The sequence below is a fragment of the Vibrio ishigakensis genome (genome assembly GCF_024347675.1).
Lineage (GTDB): Bacteria > Pseudomonadota > Gammaproteobacteria > Enterobacterales > Vibrionaceae > Vibrio > Vibrio ishigakensis.
This window is the reverse complement of sequence record NZ_AP024881.1, coordinates 399,941-415,790: the sequence shown is the minus strand read 5'-3', so window position 1 is coordinate 415,790 and position 15,850 is coordinate 399,941. Positions and strand designations below refer to the sequence as shown.

The 15,850-nt window shown below is 46.8% G+C and carries 12 protein-coding genes; 2 read left to right on the top strand and 10 right to left on the bottom strand.

The window, feature by feature from the left end:
- Positions 1–4: 4 nt before the first annotated feature.
- Positions 5–865, top strand: a complete 861-nt coding sequence (locus Pcarn_RS02015) for a LysR family transcriptional regulator (protein WP_261834741.1) — start codon at positions 5–7, stop codon at positions 863–865.
- Here the strand turns inward: Pcarn_RS02015 and Pcarn_RS02010 are convergent.
- From Pcarn_RS02010 to secA, 6 genes are all read right to left on the bottom strand, one after another.
- Positions 801–1,583 (bottom strand): TSUP family transporter, encoded by a 783-nt coding sequence (locus Pcarn_RS02010; protein ID WP_261834740.1) that lies wholly within the window; start codon positions 1,581–1,583, stop codon positions 801–803. The genes Pcarn_RS02015 and Pcarn_RS02010 overlap by 65 nt on opposite strands.
- 228 nt (positions 1,584–1,811) lie before the next feature.
- A complete protein-coding gene (gene carB, locus Pcarn_RS02005; protein WP_261834739.1) occupies positions 1,812–5,042 on the bottom strand; it encodes a carbamoyl-phosphate synthase large subunit in 3,231 nt (1,076 codons plus the stop codon).
- A 16-nt stretch (positions 5,043–5,058) separates the two neighbouring features.
- Complete coding sequence (carA, locus tag Pcarn_RS02000; protein WP_261834738.1) at positions 5,059–6,198, bottom strand: glutamine-hydrolyzing carbamoyl-phosphate synthase small subunit; 1,140 nt, start codon at positions 6,196–6,198, stop codon at positions 5,059–5,061.
- A 455-nt stretch (positions 6,199–6,653) separates the two neighbouring features.
- Positions 6,654–7,463, bottom strand: coding sequence for a 4-hydroxy-tetrahydrodipicolinate reductase (dapB, locus tag Pcarn_RS01995; protein WP_261834737.1), 810 nt, complete (start codon positions 7,461–7,463; stop codon positions 6,654–6,656).
- Positions 7,464–7,543: 80 nt separating this feature from the next.
- Positions 7,544–7,948 (bottom strand): 8-oxo-dGTP diphosphatase MutT, encoded by a 405-nt coding sequence (gene mutT / locus Pcarn_RS01990; RefSeq protein ID WP_261834736.1) that lies wholly within the window; start codon positions 7,946–7,948, stop codon positions 7,544–7,546.
- A 69-nt stretch (positions 7,949–8,017) separates the two neighbouring features.
- Positions 8,018–10,744: a preprotein translocase subunit SecA gene (secA, locus tag Pcarn_RS01985; RefSeq protein WP_261834735.1), complete on the bottom strand. Its 2,727-nt coding sequence runs from the start codon at positions 10,742–10,744 to the stop codon at positions 8,018–8,020.
- A gap of 264 nt (positions 10,745–11,008) precedes the next feature.
- Here secA and Pcarn_RS01980 point away from each other — a divergent pair, with 264 nt between their 5' ends.
- Positions 11,009–11,464 (top strand): DUF721 domain-containing protein, encoded by a 456-nt coding sequence (locus Pcarn_RS01980; protein ID WP_261834734.1) that lies wholly within the window; start codon positions 11,009–11,011, stop codon positions 11,462–11,464.
- A gap of 60 nt (positions 11,465–11,524) precedes the next feature.
- Here the strand turns inward: Pcarn_RS01980 and lpxC are convergent, their stop codons facing one another.
- The 4 genes from lpxC to Pcarn_RS01960 form a co-directional block, all read right to left on the bottom strand.
- Positions 11,525–12,442 carry a UDP-3-O-acyl-N-acetylglucosamine deacetylase gene (gene lpxC / locus Pcarn_RS01975; protein WP_261834733.1) on the bottom strand — a complete coding sequence of 306 codons (918 nt, stop codon included), beginning with the start codon at positions 12,440–12,442 and terminating at the stop codon, positions 11,525–11,527.
- Positions 12,443–12,535: 93 nt separating this feature from the next.
- Positions 12,536–13,732, bottom strand: coding sequence for a cell division protein FtsZ (gene ftsZ, locus Pcarn_RS01970; protein ID WP_261834732.1), 1,197 nt, complete (start codon positions 13,730–13,732; stop codon positions 12,536–12,538).
- 31 nt (positions 13,733–13,763) lie between these two features.
- On the bottom strand, positions 13,764–15,029 hold the full coding sequence (gene ftsA, locus Pcarn_RS01965; protein WP_261834731.1) for a cell division protein FtsA: 1,266 nt from the start codon (positions 15,027–15,029) through the stop codon (positions 13,764–13,766).
- Positions 15,010–15,807 carry a cell division protein FtsQ/DivIB gene (locus tag Pcarn_RS01960; RefSeq protein ID WP_261834730.1) on the bottom strand — a complete coding sequence of 266 codons (798 nt, stop codon included), beginning with the start codon at positions 15,805–15,807 and terminating at the stop codon, positions 15,010–15,012. Before Pcarn_RS01960 ends, ftsA begins: the two co-directional genes overlap by 20 nt.
- Positions 15,808–15,850 lie beyond the last annotated feature (43 nt).

Genomic DNA, 15,850 nt, shown 5'->3' with positions numbered 1-15,850 from the left:
TACTATGCTACTGGAAGGCATCGAAACCCTAATCGTTCTTAGCAAGCATAAGACCATGAGTAAGGCAGGCTCGCAACTCTACATCAGTCAATCTGCGGTGAGTAAGCGTATCTCGAACCTTGAAAAGCGTCTTAACAAAAAGTTAGTTGAACCCGATGGTAGGCAGATCAAACTCACTGCCGATGCGGAGCGTTTGATAGAGAACATAGGCCCTAGCTTTCTTGAGTTACAAGGGAGGATATTTGATCAACAGAACATCTCAGAACACACACCTATCACTATGGACTGCTCTGAAACCCTGATAGCTGGTTATCTGAGTGAAAAAATCACTGAGCTTAAGCAGGTGGAAAGCAGCTTTACCATCAGCACCAACCACACTCCACGCATAGTAGAGAATGTGCAATCAGGAAGAGCGACTATAGGTCTGTGTGCCGGCTTTCTGCCTGCGCACCATGGTTTGAAAGTCTATCATCTACTAGATGAACCCTTCTATGTGGTTAGCAAAGAAAAGCTAGATACACTGCCCGACACCCTTATCTGCAATGACCTTTCTAACCCAGCCAATAGCTATCAAAGACCACAACTGAGCAAGATAGGTATTGCGCCCGCTATGGAGATGGACTCCTACACTGCAGCCGCTCAGCTTGCCCTTGGCGGACTCGCCCCTGCTCTGGTTCCCTACTCAATTGTCAAAGCTCTCTCTATATCAGAAGACTATGCCTATCGATTCGAAGAACTGAATCACCTGTACAGACCTATCTATGTCTGTGTTCGAGTGAGTAGCGAAAAGAGCGAACGGGTCAGAAGAATGATACAAACCATTGCTGATGTTGTTCCCAAAGCAGCTTACCTGCCATCACCATAGACATCACAATCACCATAGGGCGAATCCATTTTTGCCCTTTGCTTATCACCACTTTCGCCCCTAATCTAGCGCCAATAAAGCCGCCGACAGCCATCACTAAACCTATCTCCCAGATAGGCAGACCTGCGATGATAAAAAAGGTCAGCGCTGCAAAGTTGGAAGTGAAGTTCAGCACCTTGGTACGCGCGGTTGCATCCACCAGTGAGAAATGTCCAATCGCCACAAAGCAAACGGTAAAGATAGAGCCAGTGCCAGGGCCGAAGAAGCCATCATAGAAGCCAACACTTCCACCTACAGTGAGCGCAAACATGGCATCTGAGATCTTCTGTTTGCCGTGAGAAGACTCACGCGTTGGTGGTGCAAGCAAGAAATACAGAGAGATCAGGATTAGCAGTACTGGGATCAGACTAGTCAATATAGAGGCGTCGATAAACTGTACCGCCTCAGCACCTATTGCAGCTCCGATAAAGGTGAAGAATATCGCAAGGCGCATCTCTTTCAGGCTGACTAGACCATTACGAATAAAGTACAAACTCGCTGAAAAACTGCCGAATGAGCTCTGCAGTTTATTGGTCGCAAGGGCTTGTGTAGGAGGTACACCCGCCGCCAACAATGCAGGAACCGTCAACAGACCACCACCGCCCGCCATAGCGTCAATAAAACCCGCTAGGCTTGCGACAAAGAATAAAAAGGTGAGCACCTCGAGACTAAACTCCAAACTTGTACTTCCTGTGTGCAATAAAACCAAATAAGAGGGCGAACAATAGCACCCCTATAGGTGTGGCTAAAGGGAAAGCTTGGATATTAACCTATTCCATATTTTCATCAGTTACATTTGGCTTTCTTCAGACGAAAAAAAGCCCGCTAACATAGCGGGCAATGAGGTTGTCTATGTGGAGCAAGTTGCTCCACTAGTTATTATTTTTTTAAAAGTTGTACCAGTGAATTAAGCTAGGCTTGATTTCACTTTTGCGTGCAGCTCTTGAACTGAAGTCACGCTGCTTTTCGCATCAGCAGTATGAGACATACAAGCTGCAAACGCTGCGTTTAGCGTTGTGGTGTAGTTCACCTTCTCACCCAGTGCACCGCGACGAAGAACTTTAGAGTCTTCAATCGCTTGACGACCAGCAGCCGTGTTTACGATGTAGGTGTACTCGTTGTTCTTGATACGGTCAAGGATATGAGGACGACCCTCGTGTACCTTGTTTACTAGACGTGGGTTAATGCCTGCTTCACCTAGGATTACCGCAGTGCCGTGAGTAGCGTCTAGCTGATAACCAAGCTTGATCATCTTAGATGCTAGGTCCACAACGCGTTGCTTGTCGCCTTCACGAACAGATAAAAGTGCACGGCCACCTTCTGGGTAGATCTTGCCACAACCAAGCTCAGCTTTAGCGAATGCTTCAGCGAAGGTTGCACCTACACCCATAACCTCACCTGTTGAGCGCATTTCAGGGCCCAATAGTGGGTCAACACCAGGGAACTTGTTGAATGGTAGAACAACTTCTTTCACTGAATAGTAAGGTGGGATGATCTCTTTAGTGAAGCCTTGAGACTCAAGAGATTGACCCGCCATTACGCGTGCAGCGATTTTCGCAAGTGGTGCACCTGTTGCCTTAGATACGAAAGGCACAGTACGTGCAGCACGTGGGTTAACCTCGATTAGGTAAACCTCGTTGTCTTTAACTGCGAACTGAGTATTCATTAGACCGCGAACACCTAGTTCAAACGCTAGCTTTTCTACTTGCTCACGCATGGTGTCTTGGATCTCTTGACTTAGGGTGTAAGCCGGTAGAGAACACGCTGAGTCACCTGAGTGAACACCCGCTTGCTCGATGTGCTCCATGATGCCGCCGATTACTACGCGCTCACCGTCACAGATAGCATCGATATCAACCTCAGTTGCGTCATCTAGGAAGCGGTCCAGAAGAACTGGAGATTCATTAGATACGCTTACTGCTTCGTTGAAGTAGCGGCGTAGGTCTTGCTCGTCGTATACGATTTCCATCGCACGACCACCAAGTACGTATGAAGGACGAACAACCAGTGGGAAGCCAATTTCTTTAGACTTCTCAACCGCTTGGTCCATAGTGGTTACAGTTGCGTTCTCTGGCTGAAGTAGGCCAAGACGGTCAACAGCAACCTGAAAACGCTCACGGTCTTCTGCACGGTCGATTGCATCTGGGCTAGTACCGATGATTGGCACGCCTGCTGCTTCAAGTGCACGAGCTAGTTTAAGTGGAGTCTGACCACCGTACTGAACGATAACGCCTTTTGGCTTCTCAACGCGAACGATTGAAAGCACGTCTTCTAGGGTTACAGGCTCAAAGTACAGACGATCTGATGTGTCGTAGTCAGTAGAAACCGTTTCAGGGTTACAGTTAACCATGATGGTTTCATAGCCGTCTTCACGTAGCGCTAGAGATGCGTGAACACAGCAGTAGTCGAACTCGATACCTTGACCGATACGGTTTGGACCGCCGCCAAGAACCATGATCTTGTCTTTGTCAGTCGGGTTAGCTTCACACTCTTCATCGTAAGACGAGTACATGTAAGCCGTGTCTGAAGAGAACTCAGCAGCACAGGTATCAACACGCTTGTAAACAGGGTGGATATCGTACTGGTCGCGTAGGCGACGGATTTCGCTTTCAGAAACACCTAGTAGGTCAGATAGACGAGCATCAGAGAAGCCTTTGCGCTTCATGATGCGCAATGTGTCTTGGTTAAGGCCTGCGAAACCGCCAGCTTTAACCTGCTCCTCAAGCTTAATTAGCTCTTCGATTTGAACTAGGAACCAGCGGTCGATAGCAGTTAGATTGAATACGCCATCTACAGACATACCTGCACGGAATGCATCCGCGATGTACCAGATACGCTCTGCACCCGCGTCTTTCAGCTCGTGACGGATCTTAGTAAGTGCGTCTGGAGCGTCTAGGTCAACCATAGGATCGAAGCCGTTAGCACCAACTTCTAAACCACGTAGCGCTTTTTGTAGCGATTCTTGTTGGTTACGACCGATAGCCATAACCTCACCAACAGACTTCATCTGAGTAGTCAGACGGTCGTTAGCACCTGCAAACTTCTCAAAGTTGAAGCGAGGGATCTTAGTTACTACGTAGTCGATAGTAGGTTCGAACGATGCTGGAGTTGCGCCGCCAGTGATGTCGTTTTGTAGCTCATCTAGGGTAAAGCCTACCGCTAGTTTCGCTGCAATCTTAGCGATTGGGAAACCAGTTGCTTTAGAAGCCAGAGCAGAAGAACGAGATACACGTGGGTTCATCTCGATGATAACCATACGGCCATCTTTCGGGTTGATACCAAACTGTACGTTTGAACCACCTGTTTCTACACCGATCTCACGCAGTACCGCTAGAGATGCGTTACGCATTAGCTGGTACTCTTTGTCTGTTAGCGTCTGTGCAGGCGCTACAGTGATTGAGTCACCAGTGTGGATACCCATAGGGTCGAAGTTTTCGATAGAACATACGATGATGCAGTTATCCGCTTTGTCGCGAACTACTTCCATCTCGTACTCTTTCCAACCGATCAGTGATTCATCGATTAGAAGCTCGTTAGTTGGAGACAGGTCCAGACCACGGCGACAGATCTCTTCGAACTCTTCTTTGTTATACGCGATACCGCCACCGGTACCACCCATAGTAAATGAAGGACGGATGATACATGGGAAGCCAACCATATCTAGTACAGCGTATGCTTCTTCCATTGTTTTAGCTGTGTCAGCGCGTGGACACTCAAGTCCGATTGACTTCATCGCCTTATCGAAGCGAGAACGGTCTTCTGCTTTATCGATAGCATCTGCAGTTGCACCGATCATTTCTACGCCGAACTCTTCAAGCACGCCGTGCTTCTCTAGGTCCAGAGCACAGTTAAGTGCAGTCTGACCACCCATAGTAGGTAGTACTGCATCGGGACGCTCTTTCTCAATGATTTTGCGAACTACTTCCCAGTGGATTGGCTCGATGTATGTTGCATCAGCCATTTCTGGGTCAGTCATGATAGTCGCTGGGTTTGAGTTAACCAGGATTACTCGGTAGCCTTCTTCGCGAAGTGCTTTACACGCTTGCGCACCAGAGTAGTCAAACTCACACGCCTGACCGATAACGATCGGGCCAGCACCTAGAATTAGAATGCTTTTTAAGTCATTACGTTTTGGCATTTCTCTGCTACTCCAATTACGCTTTGTGTTCTTTAATCAGTTCGATGAAGTGGTCAAATAGAGGTGCTGCATCGTGCGGACCAGGGCTTGCTTCAGGGTGACCCTGGAAGCTGAATGCAGGCTTATCTGTGCGATGGATACCTTGAAGTGAACCGTCGAATAGTGACTTGTGCGTAGCACGTAGGTTCTCTGGTAGAGAGTCTTCGTCAGCGGCGAAACCGTGGTTCTGAGAAGTAATCATTACTACGTCGCGGTCTAGGTCTTTAACCGGGTGGTTAGCACCGTGGTGACCGAACTTCATCTTCACAGTCTTAGCGCCAGACGCTAGAGCTAGAATTTGGTGACCTAGGCAGATACCAAAGATTGGTAGGCCTTTATCTAGGAAGGTCTTAGTTGCTTCAATAGCATAAGTACATGGTTCTGGGTCACCAGGGCCATTCGATAGGAATACGCCGTCTGGGTTTAGAGCCAATACTTCTTCAGCTGAGGTTTCAGCTGGAACAACCGTTAGGCGGCAACCGCGGTCAACTAGCATGCGCAGGATGTTACGCTTAGCACCGAAGTCATACGCTACAACATGGAATGGCAGTTCTGAATCATCTTTCGCTTCTGGAAGGCCGCCGGTTAGCGTCCAAGAACCTTGTTTCCAAGGGTAAGCTTCTTTAGTGGTTACAACCTTAGCTAGGTCCATACCTTTAAGACCAGGGAACTCTTTCGCTTGAGATAGCGCTAGTGCTTCGTCTAGGTTGTTACCTGCAACGATACAACCGTTCTGAGCACCTTTTTCACGCAGTACGCGAGTAAGCTTACGCGTATCGATATCAGCGATACCAACGATGTTTTGCGATTTTAGATAATCAGAAAGGGATTGTTCATTACGGAAGTTAGAAGCGATTAGAGGGAGATCGCGAATCACAAGGCCTTGTGCGTGGATTGAAGTAGATTCTTCGTCTTCGGAATTGGTTCCGGTATTGCCTATGTGAGGGTAAGTAAGAGTAACGATTTGCTGAGAGTAAGAAGGATCAGTAAGAATTTCTTGGTACCCCGTCATCGAGGTATTGAAAACAACTTCTCCGACTGCAGAGCCATCAGCTCCAATCGACACCCCACGAAACACAGTCCCGTCTTCTAGGACTAATAGTGCTGGCTTGTTCAAGACAACCTCCAAAAAATATAAATATGCGAAATTATTAAATTAAATTTCAAAATCTGCGTCATCAATAGAGGCAGATCACATTTGCTGAATTCAGACAAATTGGCGGCATTTTAGAGATGCACACCGACGTTGTCAACAAAATGACATAAACTTTTGCCGCAAATAAAGTCAATTTTATCTGAAGCCCCTAAAACATCGTATTTAGGCAGTTTTTCCATCCCCTAAAACTGGTCAGTGATGGAAATATAGTCCATTTATCTTTCACTTGTAGCGAAATCGCAGCTTGTCAAAAAAGCAAACGTTAACCATTAGACTTTAATGCCGATTAACCAAGCTTCAGGCCAATAACCAGTTAAAACACTTAAAACTAGCATTTAACTTAATAGATATTGGATAAATAGCCCTACTAAATTCCAGGTAAAAAAAACGCCAGCATTGCTGGCGTCGTTTATTCATCAAATATTGTTCAAATCGAGAACATCGGTCATTGTGTATAGACCTTGTGGCTTGTCATTCAGCCAAAGTGCCGCTCTGATCGCGCCATTTGCAAAGGTCATGCGGTCCGTAGCCTTATGAGTAATCTCAACACGCTCACCGATGTCGGCAAACATTGCAGTATGCTCACCCACGATGTCACCCGCACGAATAGTTGCAAAGCCGATCTCATCGCGAGTACGCTCACCAGTAATGCCCTCACGAGCATAAACAGCCACATCAGATAACTTATTGCCCATAGCACCAGCGATCGCTTCACCCATACCGATAGCGGTACCCGATGGTGCATCTACCTTATGACGGTGGTGTGCTTCAACGATCTCGATATCTGTATAGTCACCCATTACCTTGGCTGCCTTCTCTAGTAATTTGAATACTAGGTTTACGCCAACACTGAAGTTAGGTGCCATAACGATAGAAACCTCTTTCGAATATGCCTCTATCTGTTGCTTTTCTTCTTCTGTAAAGCCGGTAGTACCGATAACGATAGACTTACCCTGTTGCTTGCAAAGCTCTAAGTTCTTTAAAGTGTTACTTGGTGCTGTAAAGTCAACAATCACGTCGAAGTCTTCGACCGCTTTGCTGAAATCATCTACCAAGGCCACATTCAGTTTGCCTTCGCCGCTAAGCTCACCGGCATCGACACCGATTAAAGAAGACTCAGGACGCTCATTCGCTGCACCTAATGTCGCATTTTCCATAGCGTTGGTTGCTTTAACCAGATTACGCCCCATACGACCTGCCGCACCGGCAACTGCAATTCTAACCACTTAGAGATTCTCCATATCCATAGGCAAATTTTTTCTTCAAATAATGTATCTGAATCACACTTTAGAATCCAGAAGATTACCTATTTCGATACAAATTGACGCATAACCGCCTCAACTACCGGCTGATTCGCTTCCGGGAAGGCATACTCATTCAACTTATCAATAGAAACCCATCTACCCAACTGTCCTTCCTTACCATAGGGTTCACCTTTAAAGCCCTCAATAAGAAAGAAATCAAAGCTCAATGACTTGTCGCTGTAGTCAAAGTCGAAGCTTTGGAAAAGGGTCTGCTGTAGATGAGAAATGCCAATCTCTTCATTCAGTTCCCTTTCCATTGCATCCGTAGCAAGCTCATCGTTTTCAACCTTTCCACCCGGAAACTCCCAAAATCCGCCTTTATGGGCATTGTCTGGACGCTTGGTGATGAAAATTTCACGCTTGTTTGAATTCAAAATGATTCCAGCGACGATATGGATACGCTTCATCTCACTTCCTGTAAATAGCTAAAAAAAGAGTCGCGATATACGCGACTCTTTCTATTTCAAATTGAATAGTTAAGCAATCTTACCACAGCACTGCTTGTACTTCTTACCTGAACCACATGGGCAAGGCTCGTTACGACCCACCTTTTGAACATTACGTACAGGTTGCTGACCTTGAGCCTGCTCTTCTTCACCGTCCGCTAGCTGACTCTCAGCCTGCTGGTGATTAGCTTGAGCCATGCGAGCAGCAGCTTCTGCTTGAGCTTGTCGCTGAGCTTCTGCTTGCTCTACTTGTTCTGGTTGTTGAACTCGAACCTTACTTAGAATCTGGATAACGTCAGACTTCAGGGTATCAAGTAGGCCTTCGAATAGCTCAAACGACTCGCGCTTGTACTCTTGTTTCGGGTTCTTCTGAGCATAACCACGTAAGTGAATACCTTGACGAAGGTGATCCATCGCTGCTAGGTGTTCTTTCCACAAACCATCTAGAGACTGAAGCATAACCGACTTCTCAAAGTTACGAAGCACGGTCTCACCCACTGCCTCTTCCTTCTGCTTGTACACAGCAACCGCTTCAGCAAGGATCTTCTCGCGTAACGCTTCTTCGTATAACTTATCGTCTTCATCTAGCCAGGTTTGGATAGCTAGGTCTAGGTCATATTCAGCCTTAAGATGCTCTTGCAGACCTGGAACGTCCCACATCTCTTCAATAGATTGTGGCGGGATGTACTGATCGATAGAGGCAGTAATTACATCTTCACGGTTCTGTTCGATCATCTCGCTGATGTCGTCAGTAGCCATTAGCTCATCACGCAGCTCGTAAACTACCTTACGCTGGTCGTTTGCAACATCATCGTACTCAAGAAGCTGCTTACGGATATCGAAGTTACGGCCCTCAACCTTACGCTGTGCCTTTTCGATAGAGCGAGAAAGCATCTTACTCTCGATAGCTTCGCCCTCTTCCATACCAGACTGGATAAGACCAGCCATACGGTCAGATGTAAAGATACGCAGTAGGCTATCTTCCATAGATAGGTAGAAACGAGAAGAACCAGCATCACCCTGACGGCCAGAACGACCACGTAGCTGGTTATCGATACGACGAGATTCGTGACGCTCGGTACCAATGATGTGCAGACCACCTGCTTCTAGCACTGCATCGTGAACTTTCTGCCACTCAGCCTTAGCCTTTTCCATCTCAGCTTGGTTTGGCTCAGCCTGGTTTTCAAACTTAGCCTTCCAGTTACCACCTAGAACGATATCGGTACCACGACCCGCCATGTTGGTTGCAATAGTTACTGCACCCGGTAGACCTGCGTTTGCAACGATATCCGCTTCTTTTTCGTGGAACTTAGCGTTAAGTACGTTGTGTTTGATCTTCGATTTCTTCAGAGCGTTAGATAGAAGCTCTGATTTCTCGATAGATACAGTACCAACTAGAGATGGCTGACCCTTTTCAACACGCTCTTTAATGTCTTCAATGATAGCGTTGAACTTTTCAGTTTCAGTACGGTACACCACATCAGGCATATCGTTACGAATCATCGGCTTGTTGGTTGGGATAACTACGGTTTCTAGGCCATAGATAGATTGGAATTCGAATGCTTCTGTATCTGCAGTACCTGTCATACCTGACAGCTTCTCATACAGACGGAAATAATTCTGGAAGGTAATAGATGCCAGAGTTTGGTTTTCGTTCTGGATCTTAACACCTTCTTTCGCTTCCACCGCTTGGTGCAGACCTTCAGACCAACGACGACCCGGCATAGTACGACCAGTGTGCTCATCAACGATAACCACTTCGCCTTCTTCAGTTACGATGTAGTCTACATTGCGCTCAAACAGCACGTGTGCACGAAGTGCTGCATTCACGTGATGAAGCAGGCTGATGTTGGCTGGGGAGTAAAGGGTATCACCCTCTTCCATTAAGCCGTTCTTAGTCAGCAGTTCTTCTACGAACTCTTGACCGTTTTCAGTAAGGTGTACCTGCTTAGATTTCTCATCCAAGGTGTAGTGACCGTCACCGCGATACTCTTCACTATCCTCTTTATCCTGCTTCTCAAGATGAGGGATAAGTGTGTTTACACGAGTGTATAGTTCAGAGCTGTCTTCTGCAGGGCCTGAAATGATAAGCGGGGTACGCGCTTCATCGATAAGGATGGAGTCCACCTCATCCACGATAGCGAAATAGCGTTCACGCTGAACTCGGTCTTCAGCACGGAAAGCCATGTTGTCACGAAGGTAGTCGAAGCCAAATTCGTTGTTTGTACCGTACAGGATGTCAGCTTGGTAGGCTTCTTTCTTCGCTTGTGGTGGCATGTTTGGCACGTTTACGCCAACAGTCATACCTAGGAATTCAAATAGAGGGCGGTTGGTTTCGGCGTCACGACTGGCTAGGTAGTCGTTCACTGTAACTACGTGTACACCTTTACCAGTCAGGGCGTTTAGATAGGCTGGTAGGGTTGCAGTAAGGGTTTTACCTTCACCAGTACGCATCTCAGCGATCTGGCTGTTGTTTAGCACCATACCACCGATAAGCTGAACGTCGAAGTGACGCATGCCGAACACACGCTTAGAAGCTTCGCGTACAGTTGCGAATGCGTGTGGAAGGACTTGTTCTACGGTTTCACCCTGCTCTAAGCGCTGACGAAATTCTGCAGTTTTTGCTTTTAGTTCTTCATCACTTAATTTTTCGTAATCTGGCTCGTAGCTATTGATCTCTTTTACGATCTTGCGAAGTCGACGTAGAGTCCTGTCGTTTCGACTGCCAATTACCTTTGTCAGTAGCTTAGTTATCATGATTGTATCTTTCTCGTGTTGTGGACCCTTTGATCCAAAATTTTGCTCAGCTTGCAGTTATGCACAAGATATTGAGTTTAAAGCACGTAAATTCAAGCTTTAGTGTGCTCTAGTTTATGAAATTTTGAAGTCCGCCACCAATGGAAAGCGAGATTTGTTTGAGCAAACTTCTGTTTTTGTCAGACTAATGCGCAAACATAGAGCGATTCAAGGCTCAACACGTGGTAAAATTGCAAATATAGTTTCGAAAACAAGAGCCACTGCGTGCGCGACCATCGACCCACTCTAACCGAAGATATCATCAGCAAATCTAAGCTTGCTGAGATTCAGCAGCACGCGGCACAAATACACCAACTTAATCAAACCGTTCTGGAACTCCTTCCGCAAGATATTCGTCGCTACTGTCGCGTTGCAAACTGCCGAGGTAGTCAGCTCATTCTAGAAGTGGCCAATGCCGCGATAAAGATGAAGCTCAGCTATGACAGACTGCACCTGCTTTCTCAACTTCGTCAGAAAGGCTTTGCTCGTCTGATCAATATCGACATCAACGTAAGACCTGAGCTCTACACCAATGAGCCTGATAGGGTTGAAGAGAAAAAACTAGAGCGACCGCCACTTTCTCAAGCTACGGCAGATAATCTCAATATGCTGGCAGAAATGGCTCCAGATAAGATCAAAAAGCGCTTACAGAATATCGCCAAGCTCGCTGATAAAAGTTAGACCCATAAATTACAGACACAAAAAAAGCAGGCTAAGCCTGCTTTTTCTTTAATTCTATTTTTACGCTAGAACCATGTTTGGTTCTGCAAACGCTACTGGTGAGCCTACTTCTTCTTCGAAGGTTACCCACTCCCAAGCTTCTTGGTTAGCAAGTACAGCGCGTAGCAACTGGTTGTTTAGACCGTGGCCCGATTTAAATGCACGAAGCTCACCAACGATTGGAGAACCACACATGTACATATCACCGATTGCGTCCAATACCTTGTGAGTAACGAACTCGTTATCAAAGCGAAGACCGTCTTCGTTAAGGATACGATAGTCATCCAGAACGATAGCGTTATCGAAGCTACCACCCAGAACTAGGTTCTGCGACTGTAGGTATTCGATGTCGCGCATGAAACCAAAGGTACGAGCGCGAGAGATGTCTTTCACAAACGAGCTTGAAGAGAAATCAAACACTAGGTGCTGCTCATCTGAATCGATAGCAGGGTGTTCGAATTCAATCTCGAAATCCAAGCGGAAGCCGTCATAAGGAACTAGCTCAGCCCACTTATCGCCGTCTTCAACACGAACAGGTTTCTTGATACGAATAAAGCGCTTAGGTGCGTTTTGCGTTTCGATACCCGCTGATTGAAGCAGATAAACGAATGGGCTCGCACTACCATCCATAATTGGAATTTCAGGTGCGTCTACTTCGATAATCAGGTTATCGATACCCATACCCGCTAGGGCTGCGTTCAAGTGCTCAACGGTTGAGATACGTACGCCTTCGTCATTAACCAAAGCTGTACACAGCATAGTGTCGCGCACAGAGTTAGCGTCCGCTGGGAAATCCACAGCAGGTTCTAGATCTGTACGACGGTAAATAATACCAGTGTTTGCTGCTGCTGGGCGAAGCGTTAGAGTCACTTTTCGACCAGAGTGAAGACCCACACCAGTAGTTTTGACAATCTCTTTTAAAGTACGCTGCCTAATCATGCAATACCCCTTATTAACACAAAATGGCTGACTAACTTAAGTCAGGTCGCACATCCTACCAGTTTTTTGACCATTGTCAAAAAATTGAGCAATTTAATCCGCTTGGTTACGTAAAAATGCCGGAATATCTAGGTATGCACTCTCAGGCTGACCTGCGTTTGCTGGTTGCTGAGCTGCACCGCCACGAGCTACTGGCTCTGCCTTCTTCGGAGCAGGTGTTGTTTGAACCTTCACCTCTTCCTGTACTGGCGCCGCAGCCACCTTAGGCTCAACTGGAGCTGGAGCAACTTTTGGCTTAGCCGTACCAGAAACTAGAGTAATCTCAGGCTTCTTCTCGTTACCAATACCGGTTGCTACTACAGTTACGCGGAATTCGTCAGACATATCTGGGTCTAGCGAGGTACCGATAACTACAGTTGCATTGTCAGATGCGAATGCCTTAACCGTGTTACCCACGATTTCAAACTCGTCCAGACGCATGTCCATACCGGCTGTAATGTTAACAAGCACACCACGCGCGCCAGCAAGATCGATATCTTCCAGTAGAGAGTGAGAGATAGCCGCTTCCGCTGCTTCTTCTGCACGGTCTTCACCCGTAGATACACCGCTACCCATCATAGCTTGACCCATTTCAGACATTACAGTGCGAACGTCCGCGAAGTCGACGTTGATCATACCTGGGCGAGTAATTAGCTCGGCGATACCCTGAACCGCGTCCTTAAGAACGTCGTTCGCATAGCCGAATGCTTCAAGTAGGGTTACGTTACGGCCGTAAACCTTAAGTAGCTTTTCGTTTGGAATAGTAATCAAAGAATCAACGTGCTTAGACAACTCCTCGATACCTTGCTCTGCAAACGCTAGGCGTTTTTTGCCTTCGAAGCCAAATGGCTTAGTTACTACCGCTACGGTTAGAACGCCAAGCTCTTTTGCAATCTCTGCGATCACTGGAGCTGCACCTGTACCAGTACCGCCACCCATACCAGCAGCAACAAACACCATGTCTGCGCCATTTAGTACTTCTTTGATCGCTTCACGATCTTCTAGGGCTGAATCACGACCAACTTGAGGGTTCGCGCCGGCACCTAGTCCTTTAGTAATATCGCCACCGATTTGAATTACTGAATTCACAGTCGATTTACGTAGCGCTTGAGCGTCTGTATTGATGGTGATGAATTCCACACCTTCAATTGACTCACGCACCATATGCTCGACAGCGTTACCACCGCCGCCGCCAACACCAACGACTTTGATTACCGCTTCATCACTCATTTCTGTCATCGGTTCAAACATGTGCTATCTCCGTTTCCTGACTTCCCAGGTCTTAAAATTCTTTTTGTATCCAATTACGCATTTTGCTGAACAAACCACTAAACGATGACTGTTTCGGCTCTGAATATTCGCCATCGTCGTTAAAGCGGCTGTCTTTCCCATAATGCAATAAACCAACTGCCGTGGAGTGGTAAGGTTCTTTTACATAGTCGGTCAGGCCTTTTACTTCTGTCGGTTTTCCGATTCGGACCTGATTGCCAAACACTCGTTCAGCACATTCGACTAGACCTTCGATTTGCGAGGCACCACCAGTCAGCACTACGCCGGCTGCAATATGATGATGCTTAACGCCACTCTCTCTCATTTTATTTTGTGCGTTTTCAATCGCCTGATTGATCAAGCCCATAAGCTCAGTATAACGCGGTTCTATAACTTCCGATAAGGTTTGTCGTTGCAAACTGCGAGATGGACGCCCCCCAACGCTAGGAACGTTAACTGTGTCATCTTTGCTCACTAGCTCACTCATAGCACAGCCATATTTCACCTTAATTTCTTCGGCGTCATTAATAGGTGTACCAAATGCAAATGCAATATCGCTAGTTACAGAATTACCTGCGTATGAGAATACCTCTGTGTGACGAAGTGCGCCGCCAGTCCATAGAGCTACGTCCATAGTGCCTGCGCCGATATCCACCACACATACGCCTAATTCTTTCTCATCTTCGGTGATCACAGCATCGCTAGCCGCTAGACCGGAGAAGACCAATTGCTCGACGGTCAAGCCACAACGCTCAACCGCTTTAATCACGTTACGGGCCATATCGTTATGGCATGAAATCATATGGACACTCACTTCCATACGCACACCAGAAAGCCCGAGTGGATTCTTAATTCCACCCAAGTGATCGATCTTAAATTCTTGTGGGATTACGTGAAGGATTCGTTCTTCTTCACCTATCTTGATTGAGCGAGCGGTATGGATAGCGCGTTCCATATCCTCTTGAGAAACCTCCTCATCAGAGATGGCTCCCATACCCTTTTCAATGCGGCTGGTAATATGCTGACCCGAGATAGATAAGAACACATTGCTTATCTTACACTCCGCCATCAACTCTGCTTGGTTGACAGCGCGCTCCACAGACTTAATAACGGAGTCAAGGTCATTCACTCCGCCTTTGTCCATTCCGCGAGAGGGACTACTGCCAGACCCAATAATATTGATCTGACCATCTGGAAGGATTTCACCAACCAGTGCTGACACTGTTGATGTACCTATATCCAGACCGACAATCAAACTATCATCCATGCCCTTGGTCATTACTACTCTCTTGCCCTTTCTGTTCCGACAACCAGCCAATAGCGGCTCCGGTGTCGTAACGTAAGTCTATATAACTGATCTGTTGAACCTTATCGTCCATATGCTGGTAAAGCTCAACAAATCGCTCAATTCGTTCGTCCAATGCATCCTTTCCTAGTTCCAGGCGGATGCCATTGTCTAAAATCAATTGCCACGCCTGCCTGTCATTGAGCACCACAGAGGTGATCTCTAGGCCTAACGCTTGAATCTTGGGGGTAATCTTATGCCAGGTATCTAACACCTTTTGGCTGGAATTCTCCGGTCCATATAGGCGCACGATATCTTGGTCTTGCTGATGCAGTCCCCCAACATCAGCCTGGAATACTACCGCGTTTTCATCGAGTAGTGCGTTTCCGTTCCACACCGCCATAGGATGATGTTCGACCACGAACACTTTCACCGTATTTGGCCACTGCTTTCGAATTGACGCATTCGCCACCCAAGGTAAAGATTCCACCGCCTGTTGCAGTTCATCTACGTCTTGAGTCATGAATGTTCCAAGTGGAAGGATACGCGAAAGTGCGCCCTGAACGTCAGAGCTTTGTACGTATTCCAAGTCACCTTGTAAAACAAACTGAGAGAGGGGTAACCGTCCACCATCTCGCATCCATGCTACCGTGGAACTTATACCGAGAGCGATTGCAACCACTACAGCAATAAAAAAGCTGAGGTCTACCCAAGAAAACTTGAATCTTTGAGCTCTATTCGTCTCAGTTTCGACGTTTAATACTGATTCCATATTATTAACAGCGTCGACTTCCTATTTAACAGCCTACTAAGTG

What these genes read in the sequence shown, in the direction of transcription:
- ftsA (WP_261834731.1), bottom strand. Translation starts at nt 15,029, where the DNA reads ATGACCAAGGGCATGGATGATAGTTTGATTGTCGGTCTGGATATAGGT.
- mutT (WP_261834736.1), bottom strand. Translation starts at nt 7,948, where the DNA reads ATGAAGCGTATCCATATCGTCGCTGGAATCATTTTGAATTCAAACAAG.
- Pcarn_RS01960 (WP_261834730.1), bottom strand. Translation starts at nt 15,807, where the DNA reads ATGGAATCAGTATTAAACGTCGAAACTGAGACGAATAGAGCTCAAAGA.
- secA (WP_261834735.1), bottom strand. Translation starts at nt 10,744, where the DNA reads ATGATAACTAAGCTACTGACAAAGGTAATTGGCAGTCGAAACGACAGG.
- lpxC (WP_261834733.1), bottom strand. Translation starts at nt 12,442, where the DNA reads ATGATTAGGCAGCGTACTTTAAAAGAGATTGTCAAAACTACTGGTGTG.
- carB (WP_261834739.1), bottom strand. Translation starts at nt 5,042, where the DNA reads ATGCCAAAACGTAATGACTTAAAAAGCATTCTAATTCTAGGTGCTGGC.
- ftsZ (WP_261834732.1), bottom strand. Translation starts at nt 13,732, where the DNA reads ATGTTTGAACCGATGACAGAAATGAGTGATGAAGCGGTAATCAAAGTC.
- Pcarn_RS02015 (WP_261834741.1), top strand. Translation starts at nt 5, where the DNA reads ATGCTACTGGAAGGCATCGAAACCCTAATCGTTCTTAGCAAGCATAAG.